The organism is Streptomyces sp. Xyl84, from assembly GCF_059731885.1.
This window is the reverse complement of the sequence record NZ_AP029183.1, coordinates 976,907-1,003,754: the sequence shown is the minus strand read 5'-3', so window position 1 is coordinate 1,003,754 and position 26,848 is coordinate 976,907. Positions and strand designations below refer to the sequence as shown.

Annotated in this window: 17 protein-coding genes and 2 pseudogenes; 11 read left to right on the top strand and 8 right to left on the bottom strand. The window is 69.4% G+C overall.

What is annotated here, in order from left to right:
* Nucleotides 1-180 precede the first annotated feature (180 nt).
* From AC6I72_RS36020 to AC6I72_RS36010, 3 genes and pseudogenes are all read left to right on the top strand, one after another.
* The gene (locus AC6I72_RS36020; protein ID WP_498005818.1) at nucleotides 181-7,188 is read left to right on the top strand and encodes a hypothetical protein; all 7,008 of its coding nucleotides are present in this window, start codon (nucleotides 181-183) and stop codon (nucleotides 7,186-7,188) included.
* Between the two features lie 173 nt (nucleotides 7,189-7,361).
* Nucleotides 7,362-8,446 (top strand): IS630 family transposase gene (locus AC6I72_RS36015; protein ID WP_498005817.1). Its coding sequence is split into 2 segments (ribosomal slippage): nucleotides 7,362-7,887 and nucleotides 7,887-8,446, totalling 1,086 coding nucleotides; the frame shifts between segments, so codons are not numbered across the junction.
* Nucleotides 8,392-9,619 (top strand): annotated as a pseudogene (locus tag AC6I72_RS36010) (IS701 family transposase). Before AC6I72_RS36015 ends, AC6I72_RS36010 begins: the two are co-directional and overlap by 55 nt.
* Nucleotides 9,620-10,075: 456 nt before the next feature.
* On the opposite strand, the gene AC6I72_RS36005 reads toward AC6I72_RS36010, so the two are convergent.
* The gene (locus AC6I72_RS36005; RefSeq protein ID WP_498005815.1) at nucleotides 10,076-10,804 is read right to left on the bottom strand and encodes a TetR/AcrR family transcriptional regulator; all 729 of its coding nucleotides are present in this window, start codon (nucleotides 10,802-10,804) and stop codon (nucleotides 10,076-10,078) included.
* Nucleotides 10,805-11,063: 259 nt separating this feature from the next.
* On the opposite strand from AC6I72_RS36005, the gene AC6I72_RS36000 reads away from it, so the two are divergent.
* Both AC6I72_RS36000 and AC6I72_RS35995 read left to right on the top strand, forming a co-directional pair.
* Entirely contained in the window at nucleotides 11,064-11,651 is a 588-nt protein-coding gene (locus AC6I72_RS36000) for a flavodoxin family protein (protein WP_498005814.1), read from the top strand.
* A gap of 258 nt (nucleotides 11,652-11,909) precedes the next feature.
* Complete coding sequence (locus AC6I72_RS35995) at nucleotides 11,910-12,275, top strand: aldo/keto reductase (protein WP_498005812.1); 366 nt, start codon at nucleotides 11,910-11,912, stop codon at nucleotides 12,273-12,275.
* On the opposite strand, the gene AC6I72_RS35990 is transcribed toward AC6I72_RS35995, so the two are convergent.
* Nucleotides 12,190-13,722, bottom strand: coding sequence for a GMC family oxidoreductase (locus AC6I72_RS35990; protein ID WP_498005811.1), 1,533 nt, complete (start codon nucleotides 13,720-13,722; stop codon nucleotides 12,190-12,192). The genes AC6I72_RS35995 and AC6I72_RS35990 overlap by 86 nt on opposite strands.
* A 91-nt stretch (nucleotides 13,723-13,813) precedes the next feature.
* On the opposite strand from AC6I72_RS35990, the gene AC6I72_RS35985 reads away from it, so the two are divergent.
* Nucleotides 13,814-14,728: a TetR/AcrR family transcriptional regulator gene (locus AC6I72_RS35985; protein WP_498005810.1), complete on the top strand. Its 915-nt coding sequence runs from the start codon at nucleotides 13,814-13,816 to the stop codon at nucleotides 14,726-14,728.
* A gap of 93 nt (nucleotides 14,729-14,821) precedes the next feature.
* Here AC6I72_RS35985 and AC6I72_RS35980 read toward each other — a convergent pair.
* The 3 genes and pseudogenes from AC6I72_RS35980 to AC6I72_RS35970 all read right to left on the bottom strand — a co-directional run.
* Nucleotides 14,822-15,481 (bottom strand): annotated as a pseudogene (locus AC6I72_RS35980) (hypothetical protein); the annotation flags it as partial.
* Nucleotides 15,482-15,839: 358 nt separating this feature from the next.
* Nucleotides 15,840-16,352 carry a hypothetical protein gene (locus AC6I72_RS35975; protein WP_498005808.1) on the bottom strand — a complete coding sequence of 171 codons (513 nt, stop codon included), beginning with the start codon at nucleotides 16,350-16,352 and terminating at the stop codon, nucleotides 15,840-15,842.
* Between the two features lie 304 nt (nucleotides 16,353-16,656).
* Nucleotides 16,657-18,312 (bottom strand): FG-GAP repeat domain-containing protein, encoded by a 1,656-nt coding sequence (locus tag AC6I72_RS35970; protein WP_498005806.1) that lies wholly within the window; start codon nucleotides 18,310-18,312, stop codon nucleotides 16,657-16,659.
* Nucleotides 18,313-18,590: 278 nt separating this feature from the next.
* On the opposite strand from AC6I72_RS35970, the gene AC6I72_RS35965 reads away from it, so the two are divergent.
* The 4 genes from AC6I72_RS35965 to AC6I72_RS35950 all read left to right on the top strand — a co-directional run bounded on the left by AC6I72_RS35965 (nucleotide 18,591) and on the right by AC6I72_RS35950 (nucleotide 22,002).
* Entirely contained in the window at nucleotides 18,591-19,496 is a 906-nt protein-coding gene (locus AC6I72_RS35965; RefSeq protein ID WP_498005804.1) for a LysR family transcriptional regulator, read from the top strand.
* A 175-nt stretch (nucleotides 19,497-19,671) separates the two neighbouring features.
* On the top strand, nucleotides 19,672-20,235 hold the full coding sequence (locus AC6I72_RS35960; protein ID WP_498005802.1) for a cysteine dioxygenase family protein: 564 nt from the start codon (nucleotides 19,672-19,674) through the stop codon (nucleotides 20,233-20,235).
* Complete coding sequence (locus tag AC6I72_RS35955) at nucleotides 20,232-21,389, top strand: YeiH family protein (RefSeq protein ID WP_498005801.1); 1,158 nt, start codon at nucleotides 20,232-20,234, stop codon at nucleotides 21,387-21,389. The genes AC6I72_RS35960 and AC6I72_RS35955 overlap by 4 nt, the downstream gene beginning before the upstream one ends.
* A gap of 181 nt (nucleotides 21,390-21,570) precedes the next feature.
* Nucleotides 21,571-22,002 (top strand): SRPBCC family protein, encoded by a 432-nt coding sequence (locus AC6I72_RS35950; protein ID WP_366727628.1) that lies wholly within the window; start codon nucleotides 21,571-21,573, stop codon nucleotides 22,000-22,002.
* Nucleotides 22,003-22,017: 15 nt separating this feature from the next.
* Here AC6I72_RS35950 and AC6I72_RS35945 read toward each other — a convergent pair whose 3' ends face one another.
* Entirely contained in the window at nucleotides 22,018-23,424 is a 1,407-nt protein-coding gene (locus AC6I72_RS35945) for an FAD-binding protein (RefSeq protein WP_498005799.1), read from the bottom strand.
* Between the two features lie 281 nt (nucleotides 23,425-23,705).
* Here AC6I72_RS35945 and AC6I72_RS35940 point away from each other — a divergent pair, with 281 nt between their 5' ends.
* Entirely contained in the window at nucleotides 23,706-24,434 is a 729-nt protein-coding gene (locus AC6I72_RS35940) for an aggregation-promoting factor C-terminal-like domain-containing protein (protein WP_498005797.1), read from the top strand.
* Nucleotides 24,435-24,592: 158 nt separating this feature from the next.
* Here the strand turns inward: AC6I72_RS35940 and AC6I72_RS35935 are convergent, their stop codons facing one another.
* Both AC6I72_RS35935 and AC6I72_RS35930 read right to left on the bottom strand, forming a co-directional pair.
* Nucleotides 24,593-26,458 carry a helix-turn-helix domain-containing protein gene (locus tag AC6I72_RS35935; protein WP_498005795.1) on the bottom strand — a complete coding sequence of 622 codons (1,866 nt, stop codon included), beginning with the start codon at nucleotides 26,456-26,458 and terminating at the stop codon, nucleotides 24,593-24,595.
* A complete protein-coding gene (locus tag AC6I72_RS35930) occupies nucleotides 26,455-26,808 on the bottom strand; it encodes a helix-turn-helix transcriptional regulator (RefSeq protein WP_498005793.1) in 354 nt (117 codons plus the stop codon). Before AC6I72_RS35930 ends, AC6I72_RS35935 begins: the two co-directional genes overlap by 4 nt.
* Nucleotides 26,809-26,848 lie beyond the last annotated feature (40 nt).

The window sequence follows — 26,848 nt, the reverse complement described above, 5'->3', positions numbered from 1 at the left end:
TCGATGAAACTAATAAGTCTGCGCGATAACAACACGAAATTTTCCTCTCCGTGGGCGAACTTTCCAGCTAGTAGTCACGTGTTGGGGTCAAGGGGTTCCTGCCCTCATGATGTGCGGTTGCAGGATGTACCTTGCGCGTGGCGTATTTAGTCTTATGGATGTGCTTGCGGGGGGTTTTCGGTGGCTGTGGACCCGGTGGTCAATGGTCTGGTGATCGCGCTGTCGGGGATGTCGATCCCCGAGGGCTCCGCGGAGCGGGTGCGGGCGGAGATCGTGGTCCCGCACCTGGAGCTCGCACGCTTCCTGACCGGTCTGGAGGGCGCGCTCGGGGACATCACCGGTGCCACGGTCAAGGGGGCGCAGGGTGAGGCGATGCAGGCGTACGCGCAGGCGGTCTCGCAGCTCACCTCGGGGGACGGCTCCGACTATGTGAAGGGGTTGAAGGACACCGCGCTGCAGCTGGCGGACGCCGGCAACGAGTTCGCCTACCAGCTCGACTACACGAACATGATGATCGTGGAGCAGGTGGTCCTGTTCTTCGCGGAGCTGGCTCTCATCGCCGTCCTGGAGGTCTTCAACCCGATCCAGGCGGCGTTCGAGAAACTGGCTCTGGACACGTTCTTCAGAGAGCTGTTCACGACGGAGCTGACGCAGTTCCTGGCCCGCACCGCGGCGCAGACCGCGTCCATCATGACGATGAACGTCGTGCTCGCCGCGGCCCTGGACGGTCTGACCCGGTGGGTTTTGGCGGCGCAGGGCAAGCACACGGCCCACGGGGACGAGTACCGTGACCAGTCGCTGAAGTTCGGCGCCATCCAGGGCGCGGTGTCCTCGCTGGTGCCGTTCGTGATGGGACCGATCGGCAAGGGCATCGGGAAGCTGCCCTTCTTCGGGCCGAAGGCGGTCAAGAACATCCAGCAGATCATCGGGGAGAGCCTGCACGGTCCCACCGCGACCCCGGCACGCAGTGGCGGCAAGACGGCCGCCGCGGGCGGCGACAGCGCCCTTGTGGGCGGGGGAAAGGCGGCCCTGGGCGGCCAGAAGGCGGCCGTCGGCGGGGGGAAGGCGGCCCTGGGCGGGAAGCAGGCCCTCCTCGGTCCTGCGAAGTCCTTCGACGAGAAGGCGCTGCGCGAGTTGTGGAACGATCCGCTCAACCGCGAGCTGGTGAGCGGCAACTGGTTCGGGCGCGAGATCGGGCGTCTGACGGTCCCGATGGCCGTGCGCCTGCAGAACGAGGTGGTGGGGCGCGCGGGGCGGCAGACGTTCCGCAACGCGGTGGGCGATCAGTTCGCGCGGGCCTTCGGCGAGCGGCTGGGCTGGCGCCAGGCGCGGGAGGCGGGCCGGCTGTGGGCGGACACCTTCATGGCGCACGCGGGCCGCGGTCCCAAGGCGCTGGGCCGGGAGCTGGAGGGCACGCTGCACTGGATGCCGTCCGGCATGGGCGGCGTGCGCAACGCGCTCTCGCACGAACTGGCCGGGGCGCTGCCGTCGCCGTCGTGGATGAAGTTCGTACGGGCCTTCCCGGAGGCCGGGCTCCAGGCCGGTGCGATGAACCTGTCGGAGGGCTTCTTCAACCTGAACGAGCAGGGCAAGTTCACCACCTCCTGGATGACCACCGCCGGCGGTGCGGGCGCCGCGTTCGGCAGCGCGGTCGGCCACATCGGCGCGGCCAAGCTCGGCCACTGGATCAAGGGCCGCCTCGGCTTCGACCTGCCCCAGCACAAACCCTCCCTCACCGGCCTCGACCTCACGCAGATCAACACCACACCCAGCGGGGACGGGCCCGCCGGGGGCGGCGGCGCTCTGCCCGGTGACGGCGGCTCCCCGCAGGGCGGCTCCACCCCGGCCCCGTCCTACCGGAGCACCCCCCGCCCCGGCGAAACCACCCTGCCGCCGGGAAACATGCTGCCCACCACCGGCCAGAACACCACCACACCCCTGTCCCCGGCCCCCCAGTTCCCCCGGTCGGGCCAGGTCCGCCTGGACATCCCCGAGCGGCTCACCGTCGGCCACACCACGCCCGACCCGGCACGGACGAGCGGCGACCAGTCCTCCTCCCCCGCCCCGCGCCTGGCCACCGAGTCCGGCGCCGGCCGCCCTCCCCTCGGGGCCGGTCAGCGGGCCCGGCTGGAAGAGTCGCTGCACCGCTGGCAGGCGCCCGAGGAACTGACCCGGCACGACACCGACGACGCCGACCGGGCACGCCTGATCCTGGAGCGCCCCGCGGCCGCCTTCCAGGCGATGGAGCACCTGCGGCAGCTCGCCGGCGAAGCGGGCATCACACCGGCTGAACAGCGCCGGCTGCTGGCCGGCGCCGACCGAGCGGTGGCCCGCCGCGACTGGCCGCAGGCAGCCGCCGGTCTCACCGCCTTCCGCGACCACATACGAACCACCCTCGACACCGGCCCCGCCGCCCCCCACACACCCGCATCCGGGACACCCACCCCGGAGCACGCCGCCGGCACACACACCACGGCGGCACCCGACCACCCCATCCGCACCCACAGCCAGGACAGCCAGGCACATTCCCCTACCATCCCAGCCACTCAGCCAGCGCCGGCACCCCCCGCCACGGCGGAGCTTTTCTCACCACGGACAAACGCTTCCGCCTATCCCGAACGGCACAACAGGCCCTCCGGCGACACACAACAGCACTACCGCCCCGTCGCTCAGCAGCCCCCACAACCCTCCAGCCGCAACCCCGACACCAGCATCCCTGCTCAGAAAACAGACACTGTTGTTGTCGTCGGCCAGATCACCACCCCTTACGACGCGTGGAAAATTCTCACTCGCGAGCACCCTGATATCGCGGAAGACCTTCTTGCCACCACGGCCCGTATGATCCCCGACGCATGGGGAGAAAGTCATGACGCGATCCAGAGGACCTATGCCCGGCTCACCCCCGACGAAAAAACCCAGAACATACGCACGCAAGCCCTCATCATCTCCAACATCCTCCTCGACGGACGACACACCACAGGACTCCTCGACGCAGGCATCGCACCGGTATCAGAAGAAGACTTGGAAGAAGCTTTGGAAATCTGGTTCAACGGTCACTCCGAAACCGACCAGGAGCCCCATTCATTCCCCCCGAAGCGCAGTGACAAGGTGAGAATTCCAGGGAAAGCAGGCGTGGCAGGGTCGAGCAACGCAGTAGCTTCTGCCCCCCGCACCATACATATTGGTAAAATTCTCGACTCTGCAAGAGAGCGGGGTCGAAATCGTTTCTCAGTGCGATCCATAGAAATACTGCAGCCTCATGCGCACGTAGAAAAGAGGGGTGATAAATGGTTCCTCGCATGGTCATTGAACTCCGCTCTCCGGACTCAAGAGATTGAAGATTTTTTCAGCAGTGCAAACAACGCCGAAGTCGCGGTACCGAAGCGCATAAAGCAATTCTTTCGCAGTTCAGTTCGGCAGGGGTATATTGACAATGATGCAAATCTGCAACTAAGAAATTATCTGGAGGCTCGCGGATTTCCTTTGAGGTTTGAAAATAAAGGCGGGAAACGCTTCTTCTTTTTGCAACCACTGCCGAATGAGTCCCCGCTCGACATGGTTATCCGTGTCGGTTTTGAATCAGGTCCAAGTACAGCGAGTGGCAGGCCTTCCGGGGAGACGGCAGCCGGACCTGAGTCAGCCGCTCCCACGCCGCATGGGACCATCGCCATAAATGTGGACGAGGCAATGGATGTCGACGAGAGCGTGGAGTCGCCCACAGGTGCCGACAAAGGTATGGACGAATCTATGGATTCAGATGAGGCCATGGGGCAGGCCCGGACGGCGGACGGGCCTACGGGCGGGGTTGAGGTTGTAGGCAGGGCCCGTCTCGAGCATATCGCGAGAGATGTGTCTCGTGACCAGGACCATGTCGTCACTTCGGTCGCAGACGGCCATGAGGCACCCGTTGGTCTGTCAGAGGAGGATGTGAGGCGGCTCGCGGACGAATTTATGGAAGATGATGCGAACTGGCTTGCTTTGCTCGGTGGCTGGAACCAGCAGAAGTTGCTCCGGGTGTGGGCGGACGCCAACCGTCTGTTCAGCAGAGCGGCAGACAGGCTCACAGCCGAACTCGTGAATGCTGCGGACGCCAGCGGCCGCATGGCAATCGGCCGACAGCTCAACCGCTCCGACGACGATATACGAGCCGAGATCCGTCGGCGTACCTTGGACCACTACGGCCTCAATCCCATTCAGGACCAGGCAGAAGTCGCCCTGATATGGAAAGCAGCCACTTCCAGTGACAACCCCTCATTTGAGGGCAAGCTTGCCGAGGCATGCAGGACCCTCCGGGCGCATCGGTCACAATCTAGTCCGCAGCCTTCCCTCTCCACCCCCTCGGTGCAGGTCTATGCCGCGCGTACTGAGGACGTCATGGAATCCGGAATCAACCGGTATTTGAGCATTCCCGAGCTGACCAAAAATCTTACCGATAGACACATTGCAATCCTGACCGGCCGAAGCATAACGGACCACAGAGCTCACCGGAGAACTCCTCCCGAAAGTAGCATCCCACCACAGTCCCGCATCGCCGCGAATTTGGAAACCGCGCGGGAGAACCTTTCAGCCGCTCCTGTCGATCTCGTCCCGGTTCGAAAGGAACCACTTTTCGAGACTGCACCCTCGGCAGAAGCCGAAGAAATTAACTATGAAATCAGCGTGGACGGGACCATTGAGGAACTCACTCAAACGGGAAGAGTACTCCCGATTCCATCTTCAGTTACCGGGGACTCAAATCATGAGAGATTCGATCCAGGACTCCGCAGAGTTATTTCGTCGACAGATGAATCCAGCGAAGAAACAGAGGATATAAAGAAGGGGTGGAAAGTAAACGGAGAAGACGCTGCCGCAAGGTACGACCTGAAAAAGCAGTTGCGTACGGTTTCGGGAAGTCGGCAAACCAGAATTCTCGATGTTCTGCAGCTGCGACAGATAATTTCGGTGCTGCGTGAGAAGATTCAATCAAAAAATGACAGGAAGGGCGTGACTGATCCAGAGCCAGTTGAAACCTGCTGGAGAAATGTGCTAGAGCTAAAGGAACATTTGTTTCCTGAAGGGATAGTGTCTCCATTCGTAAATGATGACAGTAGGGTGGGCGTGCGGCCGCTGGAGACGCAGATCGCCCATGCAGGGTGGAAGTCCGTTCAGTCGTGGGAAGAAGTCGTTTCTGCCCTGGAATTTATCGGCCCCGGGAGCGCGGCTTTCATTCTGACTCGCCGATCTCACGGCTTGGGGCACGCATGGGTAGCTTATGCTTTGCCTCGTCGAGCGGAGATGGAAGAGCTCGTGCCAAATCGGAAAAGCATTAGAAATCAGGGAAAGAGTTCTGTTGAAGTGGTCTGGATCGATCCGTCGCGAGGTGACGGGAAAGAATTGATAAGCATACCCTCTCTTGAGATGTCTGGAGACGATAACACGCGTGATCGAGATGCGGTAATGGGAGGGCTGCTTTCCGTATTTCCACCGCCTTTTGATGCCCGCGCTGTTATTGTCGACTCTTCCGCTCGTGCCGTGATTGACCCTTTTCCTTTTCAAGGTTCGACTTCAACTGTGAACGCGCTCACAGATCCCGCGCGTGACCGTCGCTACGGAGCTATCGGCCTGGAGGCAGAGCTGCAGTACCCGATAGCAAGGCGGGACGGTTCTCGCTTCTCCTACGGAGAGGAACTGGCTATACACCCGGCTACAGGGTCAAAAATCGTTGTCGACTTTGCGTCCTTTTATCGCAATCGCCAAAACGGTGCACTTTGCATAGAATCCAATCCGAGTGAAAACAGTGCATTTTACCGAGAAATGCACGCTGTTCCAGAGATCGTGATGTCGCCTATGGCGGCAGTTCCAGGGGACACGGGGCGAATGTCACAAAACGATGGGATCCTTTTGTATCGGAGGACTATTGAGATATTGAAATCAAAGAAATCTTTGCAGCACCTTCGGGAAGTCGGATGGCACCTCATAGGCTCAGGTGTAAATTCGTACATCACTGATACCGTGAGCGACGGAGAAGACCGAGCTCTCGTTCACTTCACTGTGGGTGCTCCTGCGGCCGGCCTCACGTCATTGCTCAACTCTCTTAACGTGTATGACAATCTCTCCGAATACAGCCCCCTGGTGAATACAGGAAGATCTTTCGCTGATCGAGTTACGGCACGATACATAGCCCACCAGCTTCCCGAACTGAACGCAGCAAGAATAACCCCAGGAAGCGTCTCATTTATGCACGGATTTCCTGGAGTGGAAGAGCTGCACGGGTATATTTGGCTGGTTTTTAATCACGTGAGTGGTCGCTTTATATCCGACGAATACGATGGAGGCGGGCTCTCGAAAAACGCACTTCCTATAGTTTCTCGAACGGATTTCAACGAACTCCATGCAACTCTGAGCGACCCTGTGAAAAGATTTATGCAAAATTCAGTGGGGTTCATTTCTGAAACTTTTGTACGCGAGGTTAACCGAGTAGTGAACTGGCATGAAGCCGCCGCAGGAAGTCGCTCCGATGGTTCCGAGTTTGACTTGGCGCAAAAAATAAGTTCGGATTCTACGTATGGTGACTACTTGATGACAGGAATCCTGGGAAATAAGCACCGCCGGAACGTGAGTCAGTGGGAAGCGTTGGGGATGCAGGGGTACAACACGCCCGACACTAATCAGGGAAGGATTAATTACCCTCTGGCCCTGTTGGAATTGAGATTCTTCTCTACAGACCCAAGTGTCATGGCGTCGCGAAATTTCAGACAGGTATTCACTTCGGAGCAATTCGAGGAAGCTCTTGGCATACTCGAAAGCGCATCGACATCCTCCTACCAGCGGAGGTCGAGGTTTTCGGAAGTGATTCCTTCTCATCGCGATCGGTTGCTCGCAATGAAGATTTACGGAGATCCGCTGATCGGTAAATTGAGTGATGCGTTCGATCATCTTGACGGGCTTTTCCGGCCATCGGGAAAGGGGAAGCATATTCCCATAATTACGGGCATGCAAAGAGAGTTGATCTCGCACGATTTGACGCTGCACGTGCTCACCGGAAGACCGATCGGCAAACATGTCCTCAAGCCACTGTACTTCGTATTGAATCTCATAACAGAGCAAGCTGTGCGTGGCATGCCGGAAGATTGGGCCAATGTGTACGGTCGTGCTCGGGTGGCAACGGATGAGGCTATCCGGGGTATTTTGACGAGGATGAAACCGTGATGTCACACCTTCTATTAGTGCTTCATTACGTGGGGGTGAGCTTTTCTGGTGGCGGGCATCTTCTCTGGTATGAGGTTGGGGGAGGTGGAACGGTTCCGTGGTGAGTTACTGAGTTTGTTGGCGTGTTGTCGTTGGGGGCTGACGGGGTGTGATCGTCGCGGTATGCCGGTTGTATGAGGTATCCGCAGGGTGGTGGGCTGACGCCTGAACGGCAGGCGTTTCGTGAGCGGATCCGGATGGAGGCCGCCGAACGGTTCGGCGCCGGCGCCTCCAACGCCGAGGTCGCCAAGGACTTACGGGTGAGCGTGCGCTCCGTTCAGCGGTGGCGCCTGGTCTGGCAGGACGCAGGCGCGGGCGGTCTTCGCTCGATGGGTCCGGTGTCGCTGCCCAAACTGAGCGAGCAGCTGTTCGCGGTACTGGAGCAGGAGCTGGCCAGGGGCCCGGTCGCACACGGCTGGCCGGACCAGATCTGGACGCTGACGCGGATCAAGACGCTGATCGGGCGCCGGTTCCACAAGAGCATGTCCCTCTCGGCCATCGCGAAGATGCTGCACCGGCACGGCTTCAGCCACCAGGTCCCCGCCCGCCGCGCTGTGGAGCGCAACGAAGAAGCCGTCACCGGCTGGGTGAAGGAGACCTGGCCCCACGTGGAAACACCGCGGCGGCGCTCGGGGCCTGGCTGTGCTTCGAAGACGAAGCCGGCTTCTCGATGACGCCGCCCACCACGCGAACCTGGGCCCAGCGCGGTCACACACCCCTCATCCGCGTGCGGGGACGCTCCCAGCGCCGCTTCTCCATCGCGGCCCTGGCCTGCTACAAGCCGGGCGAACGCTCACGCCTGATCTACCGGCCCAAGCGGCACGTCGATCACAAGCGGGGCGGCAGACGCAGTTTCACCTGGACCGATTACCGCGACCTGCTCATCGCCGCCCACCAGCAGCTCGGTGCCCCCATCGTGCTCGTCTGGGACAACCTGAACGTCCACAAGGACGCCCGGCTGAGAGCGTTCATCGACGCTCACGACTGGATCACCTGCTACTTCCTGCCGGCCTACGCCCCCGACCTCAACCCGGTCGAGGGCCTCTGGTCACTGCTACGACGCACCAGCCAGGCCAACACCGCCTTCACCGACCCAGACCACCTGATACGCACCCTCCGGCATGGCCTCCGCCAGATCCAGTACCGCAGCAACCTCATCGACGGATGCCTCGCCGAAACCGGCCTCACCCTGACGACACCACGCCAACAAGCTCAGTAGCGGAGTTCGTTGCCGATGTGTTCGGGTCGTTTGCGTGGTGGGATCAACGGCGATGGGGCGGGTGTTGCTTGCGGGGCCTGATGCTGGACGGCCGTCGGAAGTCGATCCAGCCGATGGCGGAGCGGCTGTCGGACGGGAACATGCAGGCTCTGCAGCAGGTCGTGAACCTGCCGCCGTGGGATTGGTCACCGGTCAGGCGGCGGATCGCCGAGCGGTTGTGCGAGGACATCCGCCCTGAGGTGTGGGTGATCGGCGACGTGTCGTTCCCCAAGTGCGGCAAGGCGTCGGTCCGGGTGGCCCGTCAGTACTGCGGAGCGGTTGGCAAACGCGCGAACTGCCAGGTCGCGGTCAGTGTCCATGCCGCGACCGATACCGCCTCGTGCCCGTCGGAGTGGCAGTTGTATCTGCCACGTGAGTGGGCGGATGAGCCGGACCGATGCCGCAGGGGCAGAGTCCCCGACGACGTGGTCCACCGGGAGAAGTGGCGTCTCGCGTTCGGCCTCCTGGACATGCTTGCCGGGTGGCAGTTGAAGGCGCCGGTCGTGGTTGCCGACGCCGGCTACGGCGTCAGCACTTCCTTCCGGCTAGGCCTCGAGGAGCGAGGGCCGACCCATGTTCTGGCCCTGAACGGGAAGGAGGTCGCCCACCCGGAGGATGTCGAGCCTCACCAGTGTGCCTATGGCGGGTTCGGACCACTCATCCGGCCCCGCTACCGCTTCCCACCGCGACCCGTCTGTGTCCTTGCCGCGGAGGCGGGCGCGGAGCGGGGAGGTAGGGCAGCAAAGGCGCGATGACCTCACGGTTTGCGGTGCTGACAGTACGGCCTGCAGGCAAGCAGTCCCTGGCCGTAGCTGTGGAGGCCAGCGGCGGCCGCAACCGGTGGGGCAATGTCCTGCCTGTCCAGACGCTCCTCGGGCCGGACGGCCAGGAGACCTCGACGGGTTACTCGATCTCGAACCTGCCCGCCACCACACAGCCGCTGACCTGGTGCGGTGGGCCAAGATGCGCTGGCGGTTCGAGCACGATCATCGCGAGTTCGAGCATGGACTGGGACTGGACCACTTCGAGGGCCGTACCTGGCGCGGCTGGCACCACCACGTCACCCTCCTCACCGCCGCCCAGGCGTTCCTCACCCTCAGGCGGCACGACCCCAAAGTCCGCACACCGGTTTGACTCTCTACCAGGTCCTCGACGTCCTTCAGGACCTACTGAGGTGCTGGACCGATACCTGCACCGCCTGCGGACGCCCCCTGCCCCGCCCCCGAAACAGCCACAGACAACCCAGAACCTAACAAAGCACTACTATAGGTAACTGCAGGTATGTGGCCACCGTCTGATGCGCTGCCCGCCATGACTTGTGAAGTTGTCAGTGCAGCTGTGGGCCCGCGGCCGCACTGCCATCGGGCTTCAAACGCGCTGGTGACCCGCGAGGGTGACGGTCGGTCCCACCAGCTACCTCGCTCGGGCCTCAACCGGCGATACTCGCGGCGGGTTTGTAGCGTCCCACGACCCTGTGCCTTGCCTGCCGGGCTGGTGCCCGCCAGGGACGTCCTCCGTGACGAGCAGTCGTCTTCTCCGGGCCGGGCGCGGGTCCGCGCCGTCGGCGTGGCGCGAGGGCCACGGCCCGGTTCAGCCTGCCAGCCGCTGCAGCCATTCGCGCAGCAGAGCCGTCTCCGTCGCGCTCAGGGGCACCCCGGCGTCCGAGGCCGGGCGCCCGGTGGTGAGCGCCGTCTCCAGTGCCGCGTCGAGGGCGAGGGCGCGCGAGGCCAGGTCGGACCCGGACGAGGCGGCCTGGTCCGTGGTGACGGAGGCGAGGACGGTGTCCCGCAGCCGTGCCGAAGTGGTCAGGTCCCGCTGCGCGGGCGCTTCGCCGATCAGCGCCAGCGTGGCGCCCGTCGTCGCGGCGTGGATGACGTGGGTCGCCTGTGCCACCGGGACCCGCAGGCGCCCGGCCTCGGCCGCACGGCGCAGCAGTGTCACCAGCAGGGCGTGCGCCTCGTCCGCGGCGGGCGGCCGCCGCCCGGGCTGCACGGTGCCGTACATGAGCATGTAGAACGCGGGGTGGCGCACCCCGAAGTCGACGTGCAGGTCCCAGCCGCGGTAGAGGTCGGCCACCGGGTCGTCGGGGGTCAGCGCCAGGGCCTCGCGTTTCTCGGCCAGGTACATCTCGAACCCGTAGGCGGCCAGGCCGGCCAGGAGTCCGTCCTTGTCGCCGAACAACCGGTACAGCGCGGGGGCGGTGACGCCCGCGGCCGCGGCGACGGCGCGCGTGGACACCGCCTCGCTGCCGCCCTCCTCCAAGAGCTTGGCGGCCACCTGCAGCACCTGGCGGCGTGCGGCACGTCGTTCCTCGTTCATGGAACAACGATATCGCAGTTTGCGTATCGCCGCCTTAACGATGATACCCAAAAAGCCGGAACGGTGATACGGTCTGGTTCCGGTCGGCGCCGGTCCGCGACACCCGGACGTGCGCCGCACCCGGGCCGTGGCCGCCGGTCCCCGACTCGTGGAACAGCGCCGTCCGCCGTCGTGGCGGGGCCGCTCGTCGTCCGCCGGCACCCCGGTTCACACGCCCCCCTCACTCACACGCCGCCCTCGCGGCAGGAGAGGAACATCCATGTCCGACATCTCCGTCGTCATCGCCTCGCATTCCGGCTACGGCCACACCGCGCAGATCGCCGCGGCCGTCGAGGACGGCGCGCGCTCCGTCGCCGGGACGCGGGTCCACCGCGTGGACGTCGCCTCCCTCGGCGACGCCGACTGGGACCTGCTGGACGCCGCGGACGCCATCATCTTCGGCACCCCCACCTACATGGGCACCGCGTCCGGGGCGTTCCACGCCTTCGCCGAGGCCACCAGCAAGCGGTGGAGCACCCGTGCCTGGAGCGACAAGCTCGCTGCGGGATTCACCAACTCCGGCTCCATGAGCGGCGACAAGATGCACACGCTGCAGTACCTCTCGCTCCTGGCGGCCCAGCACGGGATGCTCTGGGTGAGCCTGAACCTCCTGCCGGGCTGGAACACCACCACGTCCAGCCCCCAGGACGACAACCGCCTCGGCTTCTACCTCGGCGCCGGCGCGCAGAGCTTCAACGACACCGCCGCGGTCCACGACGCGGACCTGAGCACCGCCCGCCACCTCGGCCGGCGCGTCGCCGAGCAGACGCGGATCCACCGCGCCGGACTGACCGCCGCGGCGCACTGACCCAGCGGTCCGTCAACCGCCCCGGCGGCCCCACCCGTACGAGCGCACAGCGACCGCGGACCGGCAGGTCACGGGTGGAGTCCGCCGGTCGGCGGGGCCGCGCCGGCGAGCGCGTCCGGCGGACGTGTCCGATCCGGCGCCAGGACGCGCGAGGCGCGGCGTCTCCCCAGCACCTTTCATCCCACTCGCAGGAGCGCACATGAAGTACCGGACCCTGGGCAGCCAGGGCTCGAGGTCTCGGCGATCGGCTACGGCGCGATGGGCCTGACGATGGCCTACGGACCCACCGACGAGGAGGCCGGCGTCGCCGCCCTCCGCCGCGCCCACGAGCTGGGCGTCACCTTCTTCGACACCGCCGAGATGTACGGCCGGGGCACCGGATCCAACGAGATCCTGAGAGCCGGCCCGGGACGGGGCACCACTGCCCCCACCGGCACCGCACGGCCGGGATCGCACCCCCTGGTGCGGCCCGGCCGTGCGGCACAGGAGGCGGCGCCCGTGCGGCGGATCGGGTACGTGTCCGCGGGCGCCGCCCGCCTCACGGGTGACGCAGCAGGTCGGCCGCCCGCTCGGCGATGGCACAGACCGTGGCGTTGGTGTTGTTGGACGGGATCGACGGGATGACGGAGGCGTCGGCCACGCGCAGGCCGTCCAGTCCCCGGACCCGCAGTGCGGAGTCGACGACCGAGACCTCGTCCTCGCCCAGGGCGCAGGTGCCCACCGGGTGGCAGTAGGAGCCGAAGTACCCGCGGGCGTAGGCGCCCAGAGCCTGCCCGTCCAGGGCGCCGGGTCCCGGGCTCACCTCTTCGGCGCCCCACTCGGCGAGCGCCGGCGAGGCCACGATCCGGCGGGCCGTCCGGATACCGGACACCACCGCGCGGACGTCCTGTTCCTCGGTGAAGTAGGCGGGGTCCAGGACCGGCGGCGCGTACGGGTCGGCGGAGGTGATCCGCAGGGTGCCGCGGCTGGCCGGCCGCATGGGCGAGACGCCGATGGTGAAGCCGTTCTCGACCGGGGCCACGGGGTTGGGGAGCGCGATGTCGATGAAGATGATCTGGAGGTCCGGGCCGTCCAGCTCGGGGGCGCTGCGCAGCAGGCCGATGATCTCGCCGTGGTTGTACCGCGCCGCGGGCACCGGGCGGCGGGTGCGGTGGACGAGGTTGGCCCGCGGGTGGTCGTGGAGGTTGCGGCCCACGCCCGGCAGGGGGTGGAAGACCGGCACCCCGGCGCGCCGCAGCTCGTCCTCGGGGCCGATGCCGGAGCGCAGCAGGAGTGCGGCGGAGCCGATCGTGCCCGCGGTCAGCACGACCTCCCGGGCCGCGGCCGCCGTGTGGACCCGGCCGTCGACGCCGTACTCGACGCCCGTGCAGCGCGGGCCGTCGAACAGCAGCCGGTGGGCGACCGCGTCCGTGACGACGTGCAGGTTGGGGCGGTGCAGGGCCGGTGCCAGGTAGGCGTCCGCCGCGCTCTGGCGGCGCCCGGCGACGATGTTGAGGTCGACGGGGGCGAAACCCTCCTCCAGGCCGCCGCTGATGTCGTGGGCCCGGCGGTGGCCGGCCTCGACGGCGCCGGTGAGGCAGGCGAGCAGGACCTCGTTGGGCTCGGCGGCGGGACCGACGGTCAGGGGGCCGTCCGTACCGCGGCCGGGGGCGCCGCTGACGGCGGTCTCGGTGCGCCGGAAGTAGGGCAGCAGGTCGTCGAAGGACCAGCCCTTGGCGCCGTGGTCGCCCCAGGTGTCGTAGCTGGTGCGGTGGCCGCGGGCGAACACCATGGCGTTGATGGCCGAGGAGCCGCCGAGACCGCGGCCCCGGGGCAGGGGGACCGCGGCGCCGGAGGACTCCTGGACGACCGTGGTGTCACCCCATCCGGCGCTCGTCGCCGCCAGCGAGGGCCAGGCCGGAGGGTGCGCCACGGCGTCCGGCAGGGCGGCGGCCGGGCGGCCCGCCTCCAGCAGCAGGACGCGGACGTCCGCGTCCTGGGACAGCCGCGCGGCCAGTACACAGCCGGCGCTGCCGCCGCCGACGACGATCACGTCGTACGCCGGTTCCCCGCCGGAGTTCACTGCGCTCATCTCTCTTCGCTCCTCGCCTGGATCATTGATTCACTCAGGAGGTTATCACCGGTTCGAATCAGTGGTCCGTAAAGATTGATACCGTTGGTCCATGGAACGGGACGACGAGAAGACGGAACCGGAACCGGAGCCGGCACCGGCTGCCATGCGGCGCAGGATCGTCGAGGCCGCCGCCGGCCTGCTGGTCTCGGAAGGACTCGACGCGACGTCCACCCGCGCCGTCGCGGCCCGCGCGTCCGTGGCGCCGCCGACGATCTTCCGGCTCTTCGGGGACAAGGACGCCCTGCTGGAAGCGGTGAGCGAGTACGGCTTCGAGACCTACCTGCGCGCCAAGGCCGGGCTCCCGGAGAGCGACGACCCGGTCGACGACCTGCGCGCCGCCTGGGACCTGCACGTCCGGTTCGGACTGAGCCGGCCGGCGTACTACACCCTGGTGTACGGACAGGCGCGCGCCGGACGGGTGCCGCGGGCCGGGCAGAAGGCCGTCGCCGAGCTGCAGCGCATGGTCACCCGGGTCGCCGCGGCAGGCCGGCTGCGCATGAGCATCGAGCGCGCGGCGGCCCTGGTGCACGCGGCGGGGGTGGGCACGATCCTCACCCTGATCGGCGCGCCGCCCGAGCAGCGCGACCTGCGGACCGCGGACGCCGCGCGCGAGATGGTGCTGGCCGCCATCAGCACCCCGGCCGCCACCGCCTCCCCGGCGGCGGCCACCCCCTCCCGGTCCGCCGCCCGCGCCGTCACCGGAGGGACCGGGGAAGGCGGGGGAGCCGGGGGAACTGGTGAGGCCGACGGCGCGGCAAGCGGCTCCGGTGAGGCGGGCGCGGCAAGCGGCTCCGGTGACGCCGGCAGTGGTGACGCCGACGAGACGGCGAAGGCCGCGATGGCCCTGCGCGCGGCGCTCGGACGTACCGACCGCCAGGCCGTCACCCCCGCCGAGCGGACCCTGCTCGTCGAGTGGCTGAACCGCCTCGCGGACGCCGGGCCCCGGCCGGACGCGGACGCCTGAACGGCGGCCCGCCCCGCCGTGCCCGGCCCCGGGCGGCGGGGCGGGCCCGGCGGGGCGGCGGCCAGAGCCGGCGCCCCGGTCACCGGACGGGCGCGGGCGCCGGCTCTGGCCGCCGCCGAGGCGCTTGCGCGTGCCGCGGTGGGCGGCGATGCCCAGGGCGAGCAGCCAGTAGCTGAACAGGGCGCCCATCAGGGCGGTCGTCCCCCAGCCGTTGGCAGCGTAGAAGTGCGCGGGGGTGTTGCCGAAGAACAGCGAGGGCACGAAGGCCAGGTTCACCCCGGCCAGGACATAGGCCGTGCGGTGGATCCAGCGGGGCAGCAGGCCCGTGCGGGAGAGCGCGTAGGCGGTGGCGGCCAGGAACATGGCCATCAGCATGCGCGAGACGGAACCGTAGAGGACGTAGGTGCCGCTGACCGTGATGGTGGGGTCGACCGGACGGTCGGCCTCGATCACCGCCCCGGCCTCCAGGCCGCTGGAGACCAGGGTGACCACCGTGTACGCGACCCCGGCGGTGAACGCGAGGGCGCCGGCCCACTCCAGGTCCGGCCGCACGCTCCTGACCAGTTCCCGCAGGGACGTCACGAGGACGAGCAGGCAGCCGAGCGCGAGGATCCCGGTCAGGAGCCGGGTCAGCACGTTGGAGTCCGGGGGCGGCCCCGAGTAGACGAAGTACAGCGGTACCTCGACGATGAACGCGGTGGCTGCGGCGAGGGCGCTGAGCGCGGTCATGCGCCGGGCGACGGTCTCCTGCACGGTGGTCCTCCTCGGTCGGTGCCGGGTGCCTCACCGCCCCGGTACGGGAAAGACTGGCAGCGCAGCGGCCCGGAAGCCGTCGGTCTGGCCCCCGGATCAGGGGTGGACCCGGCGACACCCCCCAGGTGTCCCCGGACCGGCGCACGCACCGTGCCGCCGGCCTCGTCGCACCGTGCCCGCACACGCCGCGCCGCGCCGCCGCGCGCCCGTGAAGTGCCGCCGGTGTGCCGCGGATGTGCCGTATGTGTGCTGTTCATGTGTCCTGGAGTGCCGTCGTGGTGACGCCGGACGGGCCGCCGCCGCCCCGGGCCAGGGGCGGATCCGGGGGGACGCGTTGGTGGGGAAGGGGGTGGCCGGTTCAGCGGACCAGGTGGTCGAGGGCCGCGCTCGCCAGGCTGAGGGCCGCGTGCAGTTCCGTCACCTCGGCGACGGTCGGCCGGACCACGTCGCACCAGTTGCCGCGCAGCGCCGGCCAGAGGGCCAGCAGGACCTGGGCGCCCGGCAGTCCGAGGTGGGCGCTCACGTCCATCCGGTCCTCCCCCGCGGGCGTCCAGGACAGGCGGACGCGGCCCGGCGGGATGCGGGAGGGGTCGTCGAGCGTGCTCCAGCGGACCTGGAACGACCGGCCGGGCGCCTTGCGCACCACCGTCACCAGCGCCCCGCGCACGTCCTCGGGCATGGGCGACCTGACCAGGGTGCGCAGTTCGACGGGGCTGCGGTAGGGATCGCTGCCCGGGACGAGGGTGAGGGCGGGTCGGCGGGACGGGCCTTCGTGGCCGGTCGCGGGGCGGCGCCGGGGCAGGGGCGGCCGGGCCGACGGACGGCGGACGGCCGGCCGGCCCGTCAGGTCGATCATGTTGAACCTGGTCATGCGGGACTCCGAACGGGAACGGTGCGCACCGGTGCGGCGCTGTTCGGTCCAGCGTCGCCCCCCGCAGAGCCGGACGCATCGGTCATATGACTGCATGCGGTGCCCTGGAATGTCAGTCCCTTCGGTCCCTCGGTCCCTCGGTCGCTCAGTCCCCTCCGGGTCTCGGACCCCCTTCCGTTTCTCGGTCACTCCGGTTCCCCGGGGTTCCCGCGAGGGGCGTCCGGCCGGACGCGGACACACAAGGGGGCTCCCCCCGGGCGATGCCGCCGGGGAGAGCCCCTTTCCTGTGCGTACGCGCCGTGCGTCAGTACAGGTTCTTGTACGTGTTCCAGCCGGTGCCGAGCTTCGCCCGGGTCTTGAACTGACCCTGACCGGTGGAGGAGTAGCGGTACAGCTCACCCTTGGAGTTGACCGCGACCAGGTCGGCGCGGTTGTCCCCGTCGATGTCGCCCGGCGAGGCCAGCTTGTTGTACTGCTGCCAGCCGGTGCCGATCTTCACCTTGGAGGCGAAGGGCGAGGCGCTGTTGCCCGTACCGCGGTAGAGGTACAGCGTGCCGGAGGGCGTCCGCGCGAGGATGTCGGCACGGCCGTCGCCGGTGAGGTCGCCCGCGCCGACGATCTTGTCGTAGCCGTTCCAGCCGCCGCCGATCTTGAGCGGCGAGGCGAGGGACGCACCGGTGCCGTTCCCGCGGAACAGGTACAGGTTGCCGGAGGTGTCCCGGCCGAGGACGTCGCCCTTGCCGTCGTCGTTCAGGTCACCGGCGCCGAGGAACAGGTTGTACTTGCTCCAGCCGGTGGCCAGGGAGTCGTCGGCCCCGTAACCGTGGTTGTACAGGACCCCGTCGTACTGCTCCAGCAGGTCCGCGTACCCGTCCGGGTCGAGGGAGGAGGCGTACGCGATGCGGGCGCCCGCCCAGCCGCCGGTGTCGCTGATCTTGGTGCGCGCGCCGAACTGGCCGTTGTGCATCACGCCGTACCAGTACAGCGTGCCGCCGGTGTCCATGCCGATCAGCGAGGACTTGCCCCAGAAGGGGTTCGCCCCGCTGCCGGCGAAGAGTTCGACGGGCTCGAAGCCGTTTCCGTTCGACTGCCGGGCGCGGAAGTTCCCCGAACCGTCGGCCGCGTAGTAGTACAGCTCGCCGGAGGCGGTGCGGCCGAGCAGGTCGCCCTGGCCGTCGCCGCTCCAGTCGTCGGCGGCGATGAGCTGGTTGTACGTGTTCCAGCCGCTGCCGATCTTCTTCCGGGCGGCGAGCGGCGCGGTGGCGTTGCCCTGGCCGGCGTAGAAGTACAGGTCGCCGGAGGGCGTGCGGGCGACGACGTCGCCGATGCCGTCCTTGTTCATGTCGCCCATGCCGACCAGCTGGTCGAACATCGACCAGCCGCCGCCGACCAGGACTCGCGCACGGAACGGGGAGCTGTCGCTGCCCGTCCCCTGGTACAGGTACAGGTCGCCGGAGTAGGTGCGGGCGAGCAGGTCGGGCTTGCCGTCGCCGGTCACGTCGCCGGGCGCGAACACCTTGTTGTAGATCTGCCAGCCCTGGCCGTTCCAGGCGCTGTAGCCCGTGCCGGAGACGCCCTCGCTGTGGTACAGCGACAGGGTGCCGGTCGTGGACAGCGTCAGGACCTCGGGGCCGCCCGTGCCGTCCAGGTTCCCCGGCGTGAGGATGTCCTTCGGCCTCTCGTCGGGGTTGGCGCTGTCGATGGTGTACTGCTCGAAGTTGTTCGAGGTGCTCAGCCAGACGAGGGTGGTCCCGTCGTCGAGCCGCATGATGTTGTCGCCGATGTTGTCGCCGTCGACGTCGAAGGTCGCCCCGGCGGCCTTGACGCCCGCGCGCAGGTGCGGCGCCGCGTGCGGGGCGGCCTGCGGGCGCTCCCCGTTGGGCACGGCAGCCTTGGGCGTCGGGATGGTGACGTCCTGCGACGGCTTGTCGGCGGCCAGGGCCGGCGTGCTCAGGAACATGCCCGCGGCCGCCGCCAGGGCGGTGCAGGCGAGCAGCCGGGACCGACGCGCTCTACCGAATGGGCGCGAGATAGACAAAAGCCCCCCACTGATCAGGTTGTGGTGTCGGCTTCCTGAAAAGATTCGGTGAAGCCGATGATCGTCGGAGTGTACGACAGCCGTGCACCGCCGATGGTTGCCCTGTCCCCGCAACCGAAATCCGCCCGGAGACCGGGGAAGGTGCGGGTGCACGGGCACCTCCGGGGACCGGGACCCAAGTTCTGCTTATGATTTGACACGTGTTCGATTCACGGCACATAAGGACCTTCCACGCGGTGGTGGGCGCGGGGACCTACTCCGGGGCCGCCGCGTCCCTCGGGTACACCCAGCCGGCGGTGACCCAGCAGATGAAGGCGCTGGAACGGACGGTCGGCTCACCGCTGTTCGTCCGCGTCGGCCGGCGCATGCGGCTGACCGAGGCCGGTGAGACCCTGGCCCGGCACGCGGAGGCCATCCTCACCAGCCTGTCCGTCGCCCAGGAGCAGGTCACGGCGATCACCCGGCTGCGCAGCGGCCGCGTACGGGTCTGCGCCTTCCCCAGCGCCAACGCCACCGTCGTCCCCGAGGCGCTGGCCCGGCTCGCCGCCGACCACCCGGGAATACGGGTGCAGTTGCTGGAGGACGAGCCGCCCGACTCGCTGGAGCGGCTCACGCGCGGCGCGTGCGACATCACCCTGGCCTTCACCTACCCGGGGCTGCACGAGTCGGTGCCGGACGAGGTGGTGGAGATACCGTTGCTGGAGGACCAGTTGACGGTGCTGATGCCGGTCGGCCACCCGCTGGCCCGGCGGCGCGCGGTCCGGCTCGCCGACCTCGCCGAGGAACGCTGGATCGCCGGGTGCCCGCGCTGCCGCACCAACTTCCTGCACGAGTGCGCCGAACTGGGCTTCGCGCCCGACATCGCGTACACCACGGACGACGGCCTCGTCGTGCAGTCGCTGGTCGCCGAGGGGCTGGGGGTGGCGATGATGCCCGGCCTCGTGCTGTCCTTCCTGCGGCTCGACCGGGTCGCGGGCCGCGCCCTGGAGCCCGCCGTACGCCGCCGTATCTCGGCGTACGTGCTGCGCGAGCACCTGCGGGTCCCGGCGACCGCCCTGGTCGTCGACACGATCAGGGCGGTCGCACAGCGGAGGGTCGGCTGCTGACCCGGCCTCCGGCCGCGTACGTGAGACCTGTCCGGCCGCGTACGCAGGGCCGGTCCGGCCGGCCGCGTGGGGCGGGCCCCACGCCCGCGACCGGCGGCCCCGCATAAGCACAGCTTGGGAACGACCGAAGAAACCGTCGTTGGACGTGCGGTTCCCGCGGTCCGACGCTGGCGTCATGACCACTACCGACGTCCGGACGCGCAGGGCGACCACCCCCCGCCTCGACCGTCTCGTCCAGGAAGTGCGCGAGGCCGTACGGCAGAACCTGCCCGGCGAGCGCACCGCACACCTGGTCGCGCGGCGGCTGGCGCCGCACCTCGGCGCCGGCGACCTGCTGACCGGCGCCCAGCGCGAGGGCAGCGCCGACCACTACCGCCAGCACGTCCTGCACGTGGAGGAGGACGGCGGCTTCTCGGTCGTGGCCCTGGTGTGGCTGCCGGGACAGCGCACCTCCGTCCACGACCACGTCTCCTGGTGCGTCACGGGAGTGCACGAGGGACGCGAGCACGAACGCCGCTACCGGCTGACCGGCGAGGGCGCCGCGGCGCGGCTCGTCGCCACCGAGGAGGTCGTCAACGAGCAGGGCGACGTCTGCGGGTTCGCGCCGCCGGGCGACATCCACCGGGTCTGGAACGGCGGTGCGGGCAAGGCGGTCTCCCTGCACATCTACGGCGCCGACATCGACCGCCTGGGCAGCAGCGTCCGCCGCGTCTACGAGCCGCCGGCCGACGAGCGATGAGCGGGCGGACCGCGCCGGTGACGAGGCCGCCGCAGCCCGCGCCGGCGGGCACCGGGCCGTCCCGGCCGGCGGCGGGGGCCGGGCCGCGGACCAGGCTGCCCGGTCTGGCGGCCGCCGCCGCGGGCGTCGCGCTGGCCTGGACGGTGCACCGGCTGCTGCCGGGCGTGCCGATGCTCACCGCCGCCGTCGTCGCCGGTGTCGTCGCCGCCCATCTGCCGCGCGTGCGCACCGTCGTGCGGGGCGTGGCGCGGCCCGGACTGACCTTCGCGGGCAAGCGGTTGATGCGGGCCGGTGTGGTCCTGCTGGGCCTGAGCGTCGGCCTCGACGACGTCCTCGGCCTGGGCTGGCAGACGGTCGTCATGGTGGTGTGCACCGTCGCCGCGACCTTCGCCGGCACGGTCTGGCTCGGGCGGCGCCTCGGCCTGCCCGGGGACCAGCCGCTGCTCATCGCGACCGGTTACTCCATCTGCGGTGCCTCCGCGGTCGGGGCCATGAGCGACGTCTCGGGCAGCGAGGAGGAGGACGTGGCCACGGCGGTGGCGATGGTGACGCTCTGCGGCACCCTGGCCATCGTCGTCCTGCCGCTGCTGCACGCCCCGCTCGGCCTGGACGCCACCCAGTTCGGCCGTTGGGTGGGGGCCGGTGTGCACGACGTCGGCCAGGTCGTGGCGACCGCGCAGACCGCCGGACCGACCGCCCTGCGCGAGGCGGTTCTCGTCAAGCTGATGCGGGTGGCGATGCTCGCACCGCTGGTCGCGTCGGTCGGACTGTCCCTGCGGCGGACCCGGCGCAAGGCCGCCGCACGGACGGCGGCCGGGTGCGACGGCACCGACGGCACCGGTGCGGCCGGTGGGACGGGCACGACGGTCGCGCAGGGGACAGGCGGGGGAGCGCGGACGCCGGTCGTACCGCTCTTCGTCGTCGGCTTCCTGGCCATGGTGGCGCTGCGCTCCACCGGACTCGTCCCGCACACCGTCCTCGGCCTCGCCCACCACACCCAGGAACTGCTGCTCGCCGCCGCCCTCGTGGGCCTGGGCAGCGCGGTCCACCTGCCGTCCCTGGTCCGCGACGGCGGCCGGGTCGCGGCGCTCGGCCTCTGCTCCTGGATCGTGATCGCGGGTGTCTCCTACGGCGGTGTGCTGCTGACGACCTGACGACCTGACCACCAGGCGCCCTGCCGATGTGCCGATGTGCCGACGCGGCGATCCGACGGGCCAGGCCTCGACCGGGGTCCGCGCCCCGCCCCTCATGAGTAACCGGCTTGACTGGTGACGCTCTTCGTGGAAGAGTCGTCACCAGCCCAACCGGTTACTACTTCTCGATGTGAGGGACACCATGGCCGTCATCCGCTTCCACCTCATCTCCTCGCTCAGCCCCGCCGACGTGGTGAGGGTGCTGACCGACTTCGGTCCCTCGCGCGCCGAGAACTGGCCGACCATCGACGCCGAGCACTTCACCGTCCACGAACTCGGCGACACCTGGGCCGAGGTGACCGAGGGCACCGCCGCGGCCTGGGAGCGGGCGCGCTACCAGTGGGACGCCGAGAAGGGCAGGGTCGACATCACCACGCTCGACTCGAAGCTCTTCGGCGCCGGCGGCGGCTGGGTCTTCACCGCGACCCCCGAGGCCGACGGCACCCGTGTCGACGTCGAACTGACCCGCCGGCCCGCCTCGGTCAAGGGCAAGGTGCTCGCCGCGCTGCTCCCGCTCGCCGCCCCCGCCTCCCTGCGCAAGTCCTTCGCGGGCCCGCTGCAGGCCAAGAAGTAGCGCCCGCCGGCAGGTTCAGGCCCTGCCGGGAGCCACGTTGTGGTTGAAACGGAAGACGTTGGAAGGGTCGTAGCGCCGCTTCACGCCGGCCAGCCGGTCGTAGCGCTCCGGCCCGTACACCGCACGCACCCCCTCCGGGGCGGTCGCCTCGTCAGGTGACAGGAAGTTCACCATGTTGCGCTCCAGCGCCCACGGCGCCAGCCCGTCCACCACCTCCGCCAGTCCGCCCCTGAGCGCGTCCGCCTGATCGGCCCCGCCCACCGCGAACCCGAACACGACGAACGGCACCCCCCGCGTCGACACCGCGTTGGGAACGGCCGGTTCGCGGTCGAAGGCGCCGCCCAGCGCCCGGATCTCCACGTTGGCCAGCGTGCAGCCGGAGCCGGGACCGGCCAGCCGCACCAGCGCGTCCACCGTCTCCCCGGTGAACTCGCCCAGGCACACGCTCCGGTCGTAGTACGGCATCGGGTCCACCGGATCCAGGTGGATCTCCCCGAGCGAGGTGTACGGCTTCTCCCCGACCAGGTCGAGCAGCGGCGGGGCCACCGCCCGCAGCGGCGCCAGCAGCCGCTCACCGTCGGCCGCCGAACCCAGGTAGCCGACCCGCAGGTGCACCACGAAGGCGCCGCGCAGCGGCTCGGGCAGGACCGGCAGGTCGGGCAGCCGCTGGATGCCGACGGAGGACGTCATCTCCTCCGGCACGGTCGGCAGCCAGGCGCGCCACGCCTCCAGCAGCTCGGCCAGGCACTCACCCGGGAAGTAGAGGCCGCCGCCGTAGAACCGCGTCACCGGGAACACGTCGAACTCGATCTCGGTCACCACACCGAAGTTGCCCTTGCCGCCGCGCAGCGCCCAGAACAGGTCGGGCTCGCTGTCCGCGCCGACGTGGCGCGCCTCGCCGTCCGCCGTGACGACGCGCAGGCCGCGCACGTGGTCGGCCGCGTAACCCAGGGTCCGTCCGAGCAGCGGGCTCTGGCCGCCGCCCAGGGTGTAGCCGACCACACCGACGTCGGGCGCGGAGCCCGCGAGCGGCGCGAGCCCGAACTCGGCCGTGCGCGGCAGCACATCGCGCCAGCGCAGCCCCGCCTCCGCCCGCACGGTCCGCGCCTGCGCGTCCACGGACAGGTACTTCATCCGTCCGGTGGTGATGAGCAGGCCGCCGTGCGCGGGCGCGGTCACCTGGTGGGCCGTGTTCTTCACCGCCACGGGCAGCCCGTGCCGGGCGGCGAACCGGACCGCCGCACACACGTCGTCCTCGCCGGTGGCCCCGACCACCAGCGCCGGCGCGAGGCCGCTGTTGAGGTTGTACGTGGCGCACTCGGCCGCGTAGCCCTCCTCGCCGGGCAGCAGCACCGGCCCGGCGACGGCCTGCCGCAAGGAAGCCACGTCCACGTCCATGTTCACGTCCACGTCCACGTTCACGCTGATCTCGCAAATCCACTGGGTGTGCGGCTCGTTCCCGGGTCGCGCCGCCCCGGCCGTCGCGCGGGCGCGGTGGCGGTCACCGGCGGGGAGAAGCCCTTACGGCAGGCACACGTGTCCGACGTCGTCGGAAGTTCATCCCGGCATGTGTGATCTGTGCGGCCGCCGGGGCCCCTGTGATCGCAGAGGCCGGGGATTGCCTTGTGGTGCCCGGTACGGCAGAGTCAGGGTCGGAGAGACCCGCCCCCGTGCCGAACGGGGGCCTGCCGAAAGGAAATCGTGTGAGCCGGATCTCGGTCCGGGGACTCGCAGTGGCCTCAGCCACCGCGGTCACCGCTGTCGGAAGCGTCGTGGGCGTTGCCTCGGTCAGCAGCGCGCAGAACAACGACGCCGAGGCCACGGCGGCCGACGCGACGCTTCTCGCGGACATCCCGGTGGGCCGCCAGGCCCCCGTGCAGACCGCGTCCCTCACGCAGCAGGCGGACGCCCAGGCCATCGCCGCCGACGCCGGCGCCAAGAAGGAGGCCGAGCAGGCGGCCCGCAAGGCGGCGGCCGAGACCGCGATCGCGAAGAAGGCGGCCGCGGAGAAAGAGGCCGCGGAGAAGGAAGCCGCCGAGAAGAAGGCCAAGGAACAGGCCAAGGAGCGGGAGGAACTGAAGCAGGCGTCGAGCCAGAGCACGACCGCCGACGCCTCCGACTTCCCCGTCCAGGGTTCCTACTCCACCGCCCAGATCCAGGCCATCGCCCGGCAGATGGTGCCGAGCGGCCAGTTCCAGTGCTTCAGCAACATCGTGAGCCACGAGTCCGGCTGGAACATGAACGCCGTCAACGCGTCCTCCGGCGCGTACGGCCTCTTCCAGGCGCTCCCGGCCGGCAAGTACGCCTCCGCGGGCGCCGACTGGCGGACCAACCCGGCCACGCAGATCAAGTGGGGCCTGAACTACATGAACTCCAGCTACGGCAGCCCGTGCGGGGCCTGGTCGTTCTGGCAGACCAACCACTGGTACTGAGCGGGCCGCCGGGCCCGGCGCACCTGCCGCCGGCCCGGTTCGGCCGCCGGCCTGCCCGGACTGCCGGCCTGGTCCGGCTGCCGCCGGCGGGCGGTCGTTCAACCGCCCTTCAGTGAAGGGCGGTTCGGCTTCCTCGCTGCGGGCGGTCGTTCAGCCGCTCAGCTGTCCTCGGGTGAAGGGACGCCGGCGGTGGTGCCGTCCTCCGCCTCCACCGTGTAGGTGTCCTTGACCTTGACCTCGGTCAGACCGCGGCCCTCGGGGAAGACCCCGCGCCAGTCGCCGGTCACATGCAGTTCGTCGGTGCCCATCGCGCGGACCACCAGCAGGCCCTCGTCGTAGCACCGGTGCGCCTTCCACCACAGGTTCACGAAGGCCTGGCTGCGGATGAGGTGCATCCAGTCGGTGCGGTAGATCTCGCGGTTGTAGTTCGACTCGCCGAGCGTGGAGACGAACTTCGAGTACATCGCCTTCACGTACGTCAGCGTCACCTCGTCGTCCTCGGCGAGCGCCCGGTCCCGGGCGTCCTTGAGCGCCACCCGGAACTTCTCCAGCAGGTTCTCCGTCGCGCCCGACGTCCACGACTCGTGGATCTCCGGTGGGTCGCACAGACCGTACTTCGGCCCGGACAGCCGCAGCAGCAGCCGCAGCGTCGGTTCCGTCACCCACAGCGGGCCCGGTTCGTCGCGGCTGCCGATCGGGTTCGGCAGCACCGCGTCGTGCTCCCACTCCGGCGGGGTGATCAGGTGCACGCCCGCCCGGCGGCGGTCGTGGTGGCCGCCGGTGGAGTGCTCCAGCTGGCCGAGGGGGAGGTGCGTCTTGAGCGCGCTGAGATAGGCGCCGTTGACGTCGAGGGCGGTCACCTCGTGCGTGCCCGGCGGCAGTTCGGGCCGCGTCCACTTGGGGCGCGCCTCCCAGATCTGGTCGGCGCCGCGCGCGCTCTGCTTGTGCAGCACATCGGGCAGCCACGGGTGGGCCACGACGTCGTAGCGTCCGCCCTTGCGCGTGTGGTCGAGCAGCGCCATCGCGTCCGGGATCGCCCGCCTGACCAGCGCGGCCGTGGCCGCCTCGACATCACCTGAGTGCTGCGTCAGGGCCTCGGCCACGGCCTGGGCGATCGGGTCCGCCGCCCCGGCGGAGGCCGCCTGCGCCCGCCGCCCGGCCGCGACGATCCGCACACCGCCACGGTCGCCGCCCCGGTCACGGTCGCCGGACCGGGAGGCCGGACCGGCGGTGCGGGCAGGCGGCCTGGGGGCGCGGACGCCGGAACCCGCGGTGCGGGGAGCGGCGGTGCCGGGACCCGCGGTGCGGGAAGCGGTTCCGCCCGTTCCGTGCGCGGCGCCGGGGTCGCGGGGGCCGGAGGTCTGCGCGGGGGAGGGGGCGGGTGTCGCCGGTGCGGAGCACTCGGCGGGGTCCAGATGCTGCGGGAACCCCGCCACCTGCTGCCGGGCCGGTCCGCCGCACAGCACACAGGCCCGCGGCTCCGCCAGTACCTCCACCTCGTCCACGGCGCCCTGATCCATGGCGCCCTGATCCACGGCGCCCTGATCCACGGCGCCCTGATCCACGGCGCCCTGATCCATGGCGCCCTGGTCCACCGCGCCCTCGTTCGCAGAGCCCTCGTTCGCGGAGCCCGCGTCAGCGGTGCCCGCGCCCGCCGGGCCCTCGCCCCCGGTGCGAGAGGCGGCGGCCGGCTCCCCGGCCCCGCCGGCGGCGTCGGCCACCGTGGGGGCCGGCTCCCGCTCCTGCTCAGCGGCTCCGGTCGGCTCCGCCGGTCCGGTCCGCTGCGCCAGCCGGGCGCGCGCACCGGAGAGGAAGTACGCGTACTTCTCCCGGACCTCACCGCTGGGGTCCCGCCCCGACTCCCAGCCGCCCACCGTGGACGGGCTGACCCCCAGGGCCTGCGCCACCTGGGCGCGCGACAGGTTCAGCCCCTCGCGCAGCACGCGCCGCTCCGCCACGTCCGGCAGCGGCACCTCCTGGCGGGCGGCGGCCAGCAGGGCGTCGATCGCGTCGAAGTCCGTCATCGCGCGGCCTCCTCCCGGGCGGCGGCGGGAAGGGCGCCGGGACGGGCGGGCACGGGCGCCGGCCCGGCCGTGGCCGCCCCGGCACGGCGGCCGGCGCCCCGGCGGCGGGCGTCCGGCAGCGCCTCCGAGGCCCGCGTCGGTCCGGCCAGCAGGTCGAGTACGTCGATGCCGAAGTGCCCGGCGACCGCGTCGCAGTCGTCGAGGCTCCACGCGGCGCTCCCGGACTGACGACGGCTCACCTGCGCCTGACTCACGCCGAGCGCCGCGGCGAGGTCCGTCTGCGACTCGCCGGTGGCGTGCAGGAGCGCCGCCACCGCTGTCCGGACCCGGTCCGCCAGAGTCATCCGCATACCGCCGAATCTAACACTCTGTGCCCATGAACCATGCGTA

Coding starts and splice junctions, on each gene's coding strand:
- AC6I72_RS36005 (WP_498005815.1), bottom strand. CDS start 10,804: ATGAACGAGGAACGACGTGCCGCACGCCGCCAGGTGCTGCAGGTGGCC.
- AC6I72_RS36000 (WP_498005814.1), top strand. CDS start 11,064: ATGTCCGACATCTCCGTCGTCATCGCCTCGCATTCCGGCTACGGCCAC.
- AC6I72_RS35995 (WP_498005812.1), top strand. CDS start 11,910: ATGGGCCTGACGATGGCCTACGGACCCACCGACGAGGAGGCCGGCGTC.
- AC6I72_RS35990 (WP_498005811.1), bottom strand. CDS start 13,722: ATGAGCGCAGTGAACTCCGGCGGGGAACCGGCGTACGACGTGATCGTC.
- AC6I72_RS35985 (WP_498005810.1), top strand. CDS start 13,814: ATGGAACGGGACGACGAGAAGACGGAACCGGAACCGGAGCCGGCACCG.
- AC6I72_RS35975 (WP_498005808.1), bottom strand. CDS start 16,352: ATGACCAGGTTCAACATGATCGACCTGACGGGCCGGCCGGCCGTCCGC.
- AC6I72_RS35970 (WP_498005806.1), bottom strand. CDS start 18,312: ATGTTCCTGAGCACGCCGGCCCTGGCCGCCGACAAGCCGTCGCAGGAC.
- AC6I72_RS35960 (WP_498005802.1), top strand. CDS start 19,672: ATGACCACTACCGACGTCCGGACGCGCAGGGCGACCACCCCCCGCCTC.
- AC6I72_RS35955 (WP_498005801.1), top strand. CDS start 20,232: ATGAGCGGGCGGACCGCGCCGGTGACGAGGCCGCCGCAGCCCGCGCCG.
- AC6I72_RS35950 (WP_366727628.1), top strand. CDS start 21,571: ATGGCCGTCATCCGCTTCCACCTCATCTCCTCGCTCAGCCCCGCCGAC.
- AC6I72_RS35935 (WP_498005795.1), bottom strand. CDS start 26,458: ATGACGGACTTCGACGCGATCGACGCCCTGCTGGCCGCCGCCCGCCAG.
- AC6I72_RS35930 (WP_498005793.1), bottom strand. CDS start 26,808: ATGCGGATGACTCTGGCGGACCGGGTCCGGACAGCGGTGGCGGCGCTC.